The 12,207-nt window shown below is 40.1% G+C and carries 12 protein-coding genes and 1 pseudogene; 8 read left to right on the forward strand and 5 right to left on the reverse strand.

From position 1 onward, the window contains the following. Positions 1-266 precede the first annotated feature (266 nt). The 4 genes from SD31_RS03595 to SD31_RS03610 all read left to right on the forward strand — a co-directional run bounded on the left by SD31_RS03595 (position 267) and on the right by SD31_RS03610 (position 3,441). Positions 267-701: a hypothetical protein gene (locus SD31_RS03595; protein ID WP_156138178.1), complete on the forward strand. Its 435-nt coding sequence runs from the start codon at positions 267-269 to the stop codon at positions 699-701. An 11-nt stretch (positions 702-712) separates the two neighbouring features. After that, a complete protein-coding gene (locus SD31_RS03600) occupies positions 713-2,092 on the forward strand; it encodes a hypothetical protein (RefSeq protein WP_156138179.1) in 1,380 nt (459 codons plus the stop codon). Continuing rightward, positions 2,029-2,856: a hypothetical protein gene (locus SD31_RS16425; protein ID WP_156138180.1), complete on the forward strand. Its 828-nt coding sequence runs from the start codon at positions 2,029-2,031 to the stop codon at positions 2,854-2,856. Before SD31_RS03600 ends, SD31_RS16425 begins: the two co-directional genes overlap by 64 nt. A gap of 177 nt (positions 2,857-3,033) precedes the next feature. After that, entirely contained in the window at positions 3,034-3,441 is a 408-nt protein-coding gene (locus tag SD31_RS03610; RefSeq protein WP_039053146.1) for a hypothetical protein, read from the forward strand. 117 nt (positions 3,442-3,558) lie between these two features. On the opposite strand, the gene pssA is transcribed toward SD31_RS03610, so the two are convergent. Genes pssA through SD31_RS21160 form a run of 3 tightly spaced genes read right to left on the reverse strand, consistent with a single transcriptional unit; the run spans position 3,559 to position 5,713 of the window. Then, entirely contained in the window at positions 3,559-4,119 is a 561-nt protein-coding gene (pssA, locus tag SD31_RS03615; protein WP_316929747.1) for a CDP-diacylglycerol--serine O-phosphatidyltransferase, read from the reverse strand. 60 nt (positions 4,120-4,179) lie between these two features. Further along, on the reverse strand, positions 4,180-5,439 hold the full coding sequence (gene rho / locus SD31_RS03620; protein ID WP_197053518.1) for a transcription termination factor Rho: 1,260 nt from the start codon (positions 5,437-5,439) through the stop codon (positions 4,180-4,182). After that, positions 5,357-5,713, reverse strand: coding sequence for a Rho termination factor N-terminal domain-containing protein (locus SD31_RS21160; protein WP_039053147.1), 357 nt, complete (start codon positions 5,711-5,713; stop codon positions 5,357-5,359). The genes rho and SD31_RS21160 overlap by 83 nt, the downstream gene beginning before the upstream one ends. A gap of 337 nt (positions 5,714-6,050) precedes the next feature. Here SD31_RS21160 and SD31_RS03630 point away from each other — a divergent pair, with 337 nt between their 5' ends. Together SD31_RS03630 and SD31_RS03635 are read left to right on the forward strand one after the other, a co-directional pair. Next, on the forward strand, positions 6,051-7,745 hold the full coding sequence (locus SD31_RS03630; RefSeq protein ID WP_231561127.1) for an MFS transporter: 1,695 nt from the start codon (positions 6,051-6,053) through the stop codon (positions 7,743-7,745). A gap of 221 nt (positions 7,746-7,966) precedes the next feature. Beyond that, positions 7,967-8,825: pseudogene (locus tag SD31_RS03635) on the forward strand (N-acetylglucosamine kinase). 89 nt (positions 8,826-8,914) lie between these two features. Here SD31_RS03635 and SD31_RS03640 read toward each other — a convergent pair. Together SD31_RS03640 and SD31_RS03645 are read right to left on the reverse strand one after the other, a co-directional pair. Continuing rightward, complete coding sequence (locus tag SD31_RS03640; protein ID WP_039053148.1) at positions 8,915-9,862, reverse strand: MlaD family protein; 948 nt, start codon at positions 9,860-9,862, stop codon at positions 8,915-8,917. 60 nt (positions 9,863-9,922) lie between these two features. After that, positions 9,923-10,708: an N-acetylmuramoyl-L-alanine amidase gene (locus tag SD31_RS03645; RefSeq protein ID WP_039053149.1), complete on the reverse strand. Its 786-nt coding sequence runs from the start codon at positions 10,706-10,708 to the stop codon at positions 9,923-9,925. A 450-nt stretch (positions 10,709-11,158) separates the two neighbouring features. On the opposite strand from SD31_RS03645, the gene SD31_RS19820 reads away from it, so the two are divergent. Next, on the forward strand, positions 11,159-12,010 hold the full coding sequence (locus SD31_RS19820; protein WP_156138181.1) for a putative LPS assembly protein LptD: 852 nt from the start codon (positions 11,159-11,161) through the stop codon (positions 12,008-12,010). After that, a partial coding sequence (locus SD31_RS19825) for a putative LPS assembly protein LptD (RefSeq protein ID WP_156138182.1) occupies positions 12,010-12,207 on the forward strand: 198 nt, incomplete at its 3' end. The genes SD31_RS19820 and SD31_RS19825, both read left to right, overlap by 1 nt.

A 12,207-nucleotide genomic window follows, 5' to 3' on the forward strand; every position in this document is an offset into this window, starting at 1 on the left:
AAAAACAGTAAATACCTAAAATAATTTAAAAATAAAATACTGTAAACCAACAATTAATAAATTAAAAATTAACATTTTAATTTAAATCATAACTAAGCACAAATAACTAAATAATATTAAGACAACTATACCAAAAAGAAATCAAAATAATGAACATTAAAAACATAATAGTCAATATATTAACAATAACTATTTTAACAACAACTTCACATATTGCAAAATGTCAAGTATTTGACAATTCTCAAGCACATTTTAATGTAAAATGGATGCAGATTGACAGGGAAAATTTTCGACTTATATTTCCTGAAGAATTCAAAGATGAAGCTCCTGCCCTAGCTCATAAAATAGACCATTATTTGCAAATTTCCTCTCAAAGGTTAAAGGTAAAGCCGCGTAAGATCAGCATTATTTTGCAACAACATCACGTCAATCAAAATGGTTTTGTGCAGCTCGCTCCCCGAAAATCCGAACTATTTTCGACTCCTTCCGCCATATCCGACAATCAGGAATGGCTTCCCAATCTGGCATTACACGAAATGCAGCACGTTATTCAATTTGACAAATTGACAGGAAAAATACATCAACCTTTCGGCGAACTTTTAGCACTAGCTTTCTTCGGTATCCACCTCCCTTCTTGGTTTTATGAAGCGACGCCGTGCTGCAAGAAACCTTATATTCCCAAGGAGGAAGAGGTCGTTTAAGCTCTTGGAACATGGAGTTAAGAGCCAATATTCTGGAAGGGAAAGAGTACGATTTTAACAAATATGTACATGGTTCTTACAAAGACATTACCCCTACCTACTATACAATCGGGTACTTCATGAATAGTATGCTCTATGAAAAGAACCCCGAAATTCACTTGGAAATTTATGAGGATATGCGTAAAAACCTGTTGCGACCTTTCAATTTTCAGCGGGCGTTAAAGAAACATCATGGAGCCAAAGCGAGTGTTCTTTTTGCCGAAACCATAGACCATCTAAAAGAAAAATGGACACCTGAGGAAGCGACAAATACCGCTCCTCCTCTTACCTTCGATGACAAATATCCTACCCATTATCTCCTTCCACAGCGGGTTGGAGAATATATGTATGCCATACAAAGAAACAACCAAAGACCTCAAAGAATAGTTAAATTCCATACTCTCAACCCTCAGAAAGTAGAACATATCATCTATACCGGCGTGCAGCTTATGCCTTATTTCCATATACACAACAATCTTATTGTATGGGACGAATACCGTAAGGATAGCCGCTTCTCCAAACAAACTTACAACATCATCAATATCTATGACTGCAAGACCAAAACCAAAAAAACACTAACCCTAAAAAGCCGCTTATATACACCTGTAGTGTCTCCGGATGCTACACAGATTGCCTGTGTAAAAGTAGGACTGGACAACAAAAGTGCTTTAACTTTTCTCGACATTAACTCCGGTATAGAACTCGATTCCATAGTGATGCCAAACGATATTCACATCCAACAACCTTATTTCAATGAAGAGGGAACCAAGCTTGTATGTATAGGTGTAAGCGGAAAAGGAACTACATTGCTCGAAATCGACCGCTACAACAAAACAATAACCCCCTTGATGGAATGGAGCAACCTGCAATTAGAACGACCCTCCTATGCTAGCCATGACATAGTATTTAAGGTAAACCAAAAAGGAAAAGACGAGATCTTCGTACTTAGAGACGGAAACATTTATCCCCTGACGCAAAGCCGTTATGGAGCTTTCCACCCCACGTCCGACAGCACAGTTGTATGGTTTAGCGAATACACCTCCCAAGGGTTCAAAATCAACAAGATTTCTATGGCGGATCTGTCAAAAAATGCTACCACACTTACAAAGGCCGAGACTCTTTTTGACAGACAAAACTCCTTCTCTGCTGCCGAACAAACCTTCACTCCTGACAGCTTGGACAATGCTATAAAACCTTATCGCACCCTACCTCATAGCATAAACTTTCATAGCCTCACCATCAGCGCTAACGACTTCGAAAGCTTCGACAACTATAAGCCTGGAATCTATTGGCTATCCAACGATGTGTTGAACACCACAAGAATAAAAGTAGGGCGTACGAACGAGAGATAGAACTCGCCAAAAACACTTTCCTAGGGGAAATAACCTTTCAGAAATACTACCCAAAATTCACCGTAGGCTACAAAAATACCGGCAAATTCGGATGGGCCCAAGTACCCAACAATAAAGACAGCATTCGGTTTGACTATCGCGAACATCAGCTCACCGCTGAGATACAACTTCCCTTCAGCGTTTACCGCGGCCATAGAGTCTATTCCTTTGGATTTAATTTTGGCACGTACTATATTAAACGATATGATGTATCCATAAACCTGACACGATTTATGGATAAAATCAAATTTCCTTTAAGCTATCAGCTGTATTTCAACAGAAACTGGATGATGGCTCCTATGGATCTAGCTCCACGCTGCGGACAGAATTTCAACCTCACCTTCCGCCATTTGCCATTTATGGAAGGAGATCACATCTCTTGGGCTTTGAGAACCTCCTTCTACTTTCCTGGATTGATGTTGAACCATAGCTTGCAGGCCCGCTTCGGCTTACAAGAAGCTAAAGGAAACTTCTCCTACAACTACGACATTCCACTGCCTGACGGATTCTCCTATCTGCCAAGAAATCTTGTTAAGAACACTTTGCTCTTTGACTACCGTCTTCCTTTATTTTATCCAGACCTATCTATTGGACAGCTGGCCTATGTCAAACGTATCCACACGCAGCTTTCAGCAGACTATCTGAATGTGCATGAATCATCCTTCGCGCCGAAATCCCTCAGTGCATATCATGAATTTCGATTTCAATTTATTCAAATACAATGAACCATTGTTTACTTTAAGTCTGAAGGGCACCTATATCAACGACAGTCGTGTAAAAGAAAAGTTTATTCCGGCTTTTAGCTTAAGCTATAATTACTAGTAAAATATTAAAAAATCAATATTTTACAAAACCTTAACATAATAAGGTTGTTATTATAGATAAAACAACCGGCAACAGGTATGGCAATAATCTCAAAAAGCACAGAAGTTCAAGAAGAGCTAAACGTACTTTACGATTCCCTACTAGATAGGAGGTCCTTCCTACAGAACGAGCTAAAAGCTCTTAGGGAAAAATTCAACAAGGAATGCGACACCTATATTTCCAGTGGATACGATGCAGCAAAAGCTCCTACGATATACAATAAGTTACACCATCAGAAATTCGTGGAATACGACATGTACTGTTATATCATCGACATCGTCAATGACTTCAGGGATATATACGGCAATTTTCCGGAATATGTAGAAATGTACGACACACTATACAGCTCTATGATACAGTTTGCCGACGAAGAATATTATGAATGCGCTGCAATAGTTAAAATATGGGTAGATCGCCTCTATACCATCATCGTGAATAAAGACTAACTCTTAACATTGCTAAAATGTAGCCACGAAAACAATAGATACAACACGAAGACTAACGGCAAGGCCATCACCTTCAATATCAGAATTAACACCAGAGATATCAGCAAGAAAAGATATTTATATTGATTCTCCTTCCATCCCAAGGAAGACAGCTTCATCGAAAAAAGAACGTATCTCCGAAACTAACAATATACTGGACACCAACGTAAATACAACCAATACAAAAGGATTGTAAACAATGTCCGGATATTGCGCACCGATAAAAGGCAAAGAAACTACCAAAAAGGTATTCATCGGCGTATTTACCCCGATAAAGTCGGTCGTCTGACGTTCGTCTATATTGAATTTCGCCAGCCTTAAAGCAGAAAATATAGTGATAAGAAATCCGAAATACGGCAAATAAGAGGAAGACGTACTTTGCAGCAGTAAAGAAAAAACGATTGTCCCGGGCAACAGGCCAAAGCTAATCACATCGGCCAGCGAGTCCAACTCCTTCCCTATGGCTGATTTCACGTGCAACAAGCGCGCAGACATTCCATCAAAAAAATCAAAAATTCCGGAGGCCAAAACGCAATATAATGCAGCGGCATAATCTTCTTTCAGCACCATCAGCACTCCTATACAGCCACTGAATAGATTCAAGGAAGTAATTGTATTGGGAATATGTTTCTTCATCATTAAAATAAAAAGCCGTCCTATCATGCATAAGACGGCTTAAAAATATCAATTTAATATGAATTATCCATTCATACTCATCAAAAACTCTTCGTTCGATCTTGTACCGCGAAGCTGCTGCAACAAGAATTCCATAGCCTCTGTCGGAGTCATATCTGCCAAGTGATTGCGCAATACCCACATACGTTGTAGCGATTCTTTGTCCACCAACAAGTCATCTCTACGTGTTGAAGAGGCCGTAAGGTCGATAGCAGGGAAGATACGCTTGTTGGCCAACTTACGATCCAACTGTAGCTCCATGTTACCCGTACCTTTGAACTCTTCGAAAATCACATCATCCATTTTCGAACCGGTATCTGTCAATGCCGTAGCTAAGATTGTCAAAGAACCGCCGTTTTCAATGTTACGTGCAGCTCCAAAGAAACGCTTTGGTTTATGTAGGGCGTTAGCATCCACCCCTCCCGAAAGAATCTTTCCAGAAGCAGGAGCTACCGTGTTGTACGCACGTGCCAAACGTGTAATAGAATCCAATAAGATTACTACATCGTGACCACATTCTACCATACGTTTCGCTTTTTCCAACACAATATTGGCAATCTTAACATGTCTTTCTGCAGGTTCATCAAAAGTTGAAGAAACCACCTCCGCACGTACTGATCTAGCCATATCGGTAACCTCTTCCGGACGCTCGTCAATCAACAGGATAATCAAATATACTTCCGGATGGTTCTTAGCGATAGCATTTGCAACCTCTTTCAACAAATTTGTCTTACCCGTTTTAGGTTGTGCCACGATGAGACCACGTTGCCCTTTACCTATTGGGGTAAACATATCCATAATCCTTGTCGAATAGTTGTTGGCCCCCAAATCTAGATTTAACTTTTCGTTAGGGAACAAAGGTGTCAAATAATCAAAAGGAACACGGTCACGAATATCTGCTGGATTTTGGCCGTTGATAGATTCGATACGTACTAATGGAAAATATTTCTCACCTTCTTTCGGCGGACGGATACATCCTCTTACGTTGTCACCAGTCTTAAGACCAAACAATTTGATTTGTGACTGCGACACGTAAATGTCGTCCGGAGAAGTCAGGTAGTTATAATCGGATGAACGCAAAAAGCCGTAGCCGTCAGGCATGATTTCCAAAACACCTTCGTTGATAATGACATTATCAAAGTCAGTATTTGGAACATTTGCGTCTAATCGTTTTGGTTCTGTGGATTGTTGCTCAGCGGATTCAGCAGAAGGGGATTCTGTAGGAGTTGAAGAAGAGGTAGATGAAGCGGCAGGCGTCTCGCCTTCTGAAGCTGTCGCTGTCACCGTTCGTTTCTTCTTCTGTTTTTGTTCTTTTTGTTACGGCTACAGGTTCCGCTTTAACCGTTCTGGTTCTCTTACGAGGTCTCTCTTCGCCAGCAGGTTGCGGAGCAGGAGCAGCCTCTTCGGTCTTTTCCTCGGCCTCTGCTTGCTTGGCAATTTCCGTTATTTTATCGATTAGCTCTTGTTTACGAAGTTTCTCTACGTCAGCAATACCTAACACTTTTCCTATCTCGCGCAATTCGGACACGAGCTTTGAATTCAATTCACTGATATTCATTAATACTGAATTATGATTATGTCGTTTTGGATTTTCAATTTGAAATCTAACCTACCAAAATTATCAAACCTAATAAGGCTCAATAATTTTCTAAAATGTCCTAAGTATCTACCTACTTATCTTTGATTATAATAATAGTACTCAAGAAATAGGATAAATTTGAGAATGCACAAAGAAAACTAATAGATTCGAATTTTCAAAGAAAAAAATAAAAAAATAATCTTACAAAAACAATTATTTTCAATAAAAGCCCTACTAAATTGTTTTACCTAATACGAAATTTAGATTTTTTTTGTACGTTTATGACTTGCAAAATAAGATTTTAAACTAAAACCATATGACTGAAAATAGCAAACCAACCAATTACCCAGCACTCTATACCCTTATTGTGGTATTCTTTTTCTGGGGATTTATTGCTGCAGGAAATAGTATTTTTATTCCTTTCTGTAAAAATTACTTCCACCTTGACCAGTTTCAATCGCAGCTGATTGATTTTGCCTTTTATAGCGCATATTATATAGGCGCATTGGCTCTATTCATTTTTAGTACTATATCAGGTAGAGATTTGGTAGGTAAATGGGGGTATAAGAAAAGTATTGTTTATGGTCTTCTGTTCTCTGCCTTTGGCGCAGCTGCAATGATTGTCGCTGTAGAGGTAAACGTCTATCTAGGGATGCTCATAGGCTTATTTATTGTGGCATTGGGTTTCTCTCTCCAACAGACTGCAGCCAATCCTTTCGCCGTATTGTTGGGAGATCCTAAAACCGGAGCATCGCGCGTCAACTTGGGTGGTGCCGTCAACTCTTTCGGTACTACAATAGGCCCTCTTGTGATTGGATATGCCCTTTTCGGCACTTTCGAAACCATCTCGGATGCTGAAATCTCGAACCTTCCTCTAAATAAAGTCGTGTACTTATATATTGCGGTAGGATTGCTGTTTATCTTCGCTGCTGCTCTTTTCCATTTCTCTAAGAAAGTACCTCCTGGTATCAACAATGAACCTATGGAAGGAGCTGACAAAGCGAAAAAGACCTTGGTCATCATGACTTTGCTGTTGATAGCTTTATTTACGCCTGTCTTCCTAAGCTATAAAAGTGAAACAGCCCTTCATATTGAAAGTTTACAGTCCCAGCTGAAAGCAGCAACGGACATACAGACCGCAGAAAGCTTGCAGTCACAAATCCATGAACTTATGCATCCACTGGAGCTGAAACGTATGGCCTTGCTTTTCGGTGCCCTCATTGCAGTGGTAGGCTCCTTACTTTTCGCCTACAACAGAGCACAAAAATCACCTGAAGGCTGGGGCGCCATGAAATATCCACAGCTTGTCCTAGGCATGTTGGGACTGTTCCTCTATGTGGGTATAGAAGTAGCCATCGGCAGTAATCTAGGAGAGTTGTTGACACAAGACGAATTCGGTAATCTGCAATCTTCAGAGATTACACCTTATATATCTATGTATTGGGGAGGAATGATGGTAGGCCGCTGGGCAGGGGCAGTGACAGCATTCAACTTCTCCAGTGCAACAAAGAAAATATTGACTGCTGTAGTTCCTTTTATCGCCTTTGGTGTAGTGCTGACCGTAAATACTATTGCAGGTTTTAATATGTCGCATCTTTATTTCTTTGCCATCTGTGTGGCTATACAGGTAATAGCATTTTTTATCAGCAAAGAAAAACCGGTAACCACCCTCATCGCATTCGGAACGTTAGGTCTTGCTGCTATGATTATAGGTCTACTTTCTTCAGGTACAGTAGCAATCTACGCCTTTCTTACCGGCGGGTTAGCCTGTTCGATCATGTGGGGGTCTATCTTCGCCCTGTCCATTGTGGGCATCGGAAAATACACAGAACAAGGTTCAGCCTTCTTGGTCATGATGATCTTAGGTGGAGGTATCATCCCGCCTATCCAAGGAAAGCTAGCCGACATTATCGGTATCCACAACTCCTATATCGTTCCGGTTATAGGCTTTGCCTACATAATTTTATTTGCCATCCTAGTGAAAAGGATTCCTGAAAAAACAAAATATTGATATCGATCATATCGAAGGCTCCGCAGGACATTAAGCCTTCTAATTGTACTTTATACACTAAGTATTTTTCAAAAAAAACCTTGTTTATTCGCAATAAACAAGGTTTTTTAGTTAGTACTCACTTTTTATACACCACTAACCTTGATAATTATAAAGAAAAATGTATCTTCGGGTAGACTAAGTTGAAAACTAATATTGAATAACTACTAAATAAACTGATAATGATCATTATTGCAGATGGCGGATCAACCAAAACCAATTGGTGCCTACTAGATGACAACAACAAGAAGATCTACTTCAACACAGAGGGCTACAACCCTTATTTCGTTGACAGTGACTATATTGTAAGCTCTTTAAGAAAAGGATTACCTAACGATTTACCTTTGGACAAAATAAAAGAGGTAAATTATTATGGTGCTGGTGTCCACAACGAAGAGAAAGCTCAGATCGTTGCTGATGCCTTCAAAGTATTATTCCCTAATGCTAAAATAGAAATCGGCCACGACTTGTTGGCTGCCGCTAGAGCCTTATTGGGAAGAAAACCAGGATTTGCAGCTATCCTTGGAACAGGAACCAACACCTGTATCTATGACGGTGAAAAAATCGTCCACAACATCAACTCTGCTGCTTACATCTTAGGAGACGAAGGTTCCGGCTCAATATATAGGTAAAAAACTATTAACAGACTTTATCCGTGGCTTGATGCCGGAAGATGTAGCTAAAGTTTTCTACGAAACCTACAAGCTTACTCCGGATGAAATCATGGACAACGTGTATACTAAACCTCTAGCAAACCGTTTCTGTGCTAGCTTCAGCAAATTCGTTTACGACAATAATGTAAACATCGAATACACTCGCAAAATAGTGGATGATGCTTTCGAAGCTTTCTTCGCTAATTTGGTAAGCAAATATCCAAATTACCAAGATTACACATTCAACTGTATCGGTTCTGTGGCTTATAACTTCCGCAACGTATTGGAAGAAAAAGCAAACCAATACGGTATGCAGGTTGGAAAAATCTTACGTTCTCCAATCGACGACTTGGTACAATTTCATATCGAAAGAGCTCAAGGCGAATAAGTTTTCATATTATTAAATAAAAAAAAGCGTTTGATTCATGAATCAAACGCTTTTTTTATAATCATACATGATTTATAATCATACATGATTTATTTTGTATCCTTCTTGCCGAAAATAGAAATCTTCAAATATTTTCCCGGATTAGTTTTAAGGTCTTGAACCAACTCATCCAAACTTGCTGATGTGCGGCTCAGATTGTCGTACAACTTATCGTCATTCAGCAAGAGTCCTAGAGATCCCTCACCCTTATTGATTTTATCGGTGATCTCCTGCACATCTTTCATCGCCTGATAGGCATTATCCACCGTAGCTTTGATTTCTGTCTTCGACAAGTCACTGGACAGATGGTCCAGGTTGGCCATAATCTGGTTAATCTTATCACCATTATTCTTGAAATTATGAGTGATAGATTCCAGATTCTGCATAATACGAGCCAGTCTTTCCCTTTCAGAGCCCATCAAACCTTCCACATCGGTAGTGATTTTCTCTACATTCTTTAGAGAGATGGAAATACTACGTAGACTGGACTTGAAATCTCTTTGAAACTCTTCATCCAAAGCGGTATTGACTGCGAAGAGTACCGAATCCAGCCTCTCTACAAGGTCTTCAATCTTCTTTTGCAAAGGCTCCACCTTCTGCAAAAGGTTGGCCTGCACATCCGACTGCAACGGATCACCATCCTTTGCATACGTTTTGCTGTTCCCCAACTCAAACACTATAACCTTCCCTCCCAGAAAACCATCACTGGAAATACGGGCAATAGTATTTGAAGGGATTTTATACTCTTTTTTGATTTTGAATTCGGTACGGATCTTTCCGTTATCCATCAGCGTGGTTTTCGATACACGACCAATTTTAAAGCCGTTGACCATCACCGGATTGGAAACTACCAACCCATCTACATTATCGTAATCTGTATAATATGTGTTTTCTGAAGAGAACAAATCATTACCTCTCAGAAAACTATAACCTATAACCAAAATGGTTATCGCTACGGCTGTTAATGCTCCTACTTTGGTTTCGTTTGATATTTTCAAGTTACTTCGAATTTATATTCCTAACGAATATACAAATAACATTCTAAATATAGAAAATGTTTACTTTTCGGAAGTAGCTTTATACTTTTTTATGGCATTAAACAGATTTTTCACAATTTCATTTTGACCTTCTTCTGACAGCATGTAATCTTCTTCTGTAGGACTGGAGATAAATCCTATCTCTGTAAGCACTGCAGGCATGCTTGCACGGGCCAGCACAGCCAATCCCTGTTCCTTTACTCCCCTATTTACTCTGTTAGAAGCCACATATTCATTTTGTATTAGGGAGGCAAAACGGATACTGCGGTCACGATACTGACGTTTCATCACTTTGAAGATGATATAGCTGGAAGGATCCTTAGGATCGAACCCCACTAAGTCCGCATTATTCTCCTCATAGTTCTCTTCCAACAACATATCGGCGTTCTCCCTTATGGCTACATCCTGCTCGCTCATACGGTGAAAACCTAACACCAACGTTTCCGTTCCCACCACATGGGGATTCTTACGGCGTGTGGTGTTCGCCGAATTGGCGTGTATGGATAGAAAAAGATCAGCGTGATTCTTGTTGGCTATCTCCGATCGCGTACGGAAAGGGACATCAACATCTGTGCTTCTTGTAAGGATTACATTTATGCCCAACTCTTCTTCCAGTTTTTTCTTGAGCTTTTTTGATACCTCCAATACGATGTCTTTTTCCTTTGACTTACGCCCGTATGCTCCCGGCTTGTCGCCACCATGTCCTGGGTCTATTACAACGGTGAAATTTTTTTTCGGTGGATTAGTTTTATTCTCCTCTTGGCTGTCGTTATAGATAAAAGAAGAAGCTAAAAAAAACGAATGGATAGGAAAAACAGAGACAAACTAATTTTTTTAACACTATTTAAAAATTTCATCTTTCTAATTTTGAGATTTTTGTAATAAGATTCACTGAGCATGGTGCACATACATCCACAAAGAATAAAGGGTAAAAAATAGAATTAAAAAAATATCACCTTTAATCTATTTGTATTTTTTGACTTATCTTTGTTGGTTAATTAGTTTATTTTTGACGCAAGTTTTAATAAGTAATTTAACGACGTTAGAAGTTAACGGTAACGAGATTTTTAAGCTGTTTGGTGTTTGTGTTAATAGGGATAACGATGGGTTATTCCCAAGTTTTAATTCCTTCAAAGACCAATGCTGACACCCTTCAAAACACTTCCGACACGCTTAAAAATCACTTCAAAGAAGTTTCGGGACAGGATACCGTTCTCATGAAAAATGAAAGTGGTCTAGAGACCGTCGTAACTATCGTTGCCTCTGACTCATCGTGGAATCAGGTCAAGCAAAAAAATATTATCCAACCTCTTCAAAGGCGCAAAAGTAAAATACCAAGGCTTTGAGCTTTCGGCAGACTATATTCGTCTGGATAGAAACAACAATATGTTGTATGCCAGCGGTATCTATGACGAGAAAGGTAAATATGTCGGAAGGCCTGTCGTTATCTTCCCCAACGAGACACCCAAAGCCGTAGACTCCTTATTATATAACTACAAAAGTCAGGAAGGTAAAACTTTCGGCATCATGACCGAAGAAGACGGAGGATATATACAGGCACGCGTGCTCCGAAAAAATATTTATGATGAGCTGTCCATTAAGGACGCCATGTACAGCACCTGTGACCTACCCTATCCTCATACGCACTTCGGCATACATATCTCACGAGGCTTAATTACCGACAAGCAGATAATCGCGGGACCATCCTACCTAGTATTTCAAGGAATCCCTTTCAAGTTTCTGGCTCTACCCTTCGGCTTCTTCCCTAAGACTAACAAGAAACAATCGGGATTTCTGTTTCCATCCTTTGGGGATGATGTAACACGAGGCTTTGGTCTGCGCGACTTTGGCTGGTACTTGACGTACAATGACTATTGGGACTCCGAACTACGGGGCTCTTTCTATTCCAAAGGTTCGTGGGAAGCTTCGGTACGGACCAACTATGTCGTAAACTATAAATTCAATGGAGGATTTAACTTCAGATTTGCTTCTACTCCTACAGGGGTAGAAGGGTCGGATAACTTCCGCAGGGCCAAAGACTTCAACTTCACGTGGAACCACACACAGCGTCAGGAAGCCAACCCGGGGACATCCTTCTCGCATCGGTGATGTTCGGTACCAGCTCATACTTCCAAAACTCTGCTGCTGGAAGCACTTACGACATCCGCGAACTTACCCGTAACAACATGTCTTCATCCATCAGCTACGGAAAAGTATTTGCTGACGGAAAAGTGAATTTCACCTCTACGCTAAGCCATCGCCAAGACATGACAACCGGTAAGATTGACTTAGAGCTACCTACTTTT

The sequence above is a fragment of the Sphingobacterium sp. T2 genome, assembly GCF_000814685.1.
Classification (GTDB): Bacteria; Bacteroidota; Bacteroidia; order Sphingobacteriales; family Sphingobacteriaceae; genus Sphingobacterium; species Sphingobacterium thermophilum.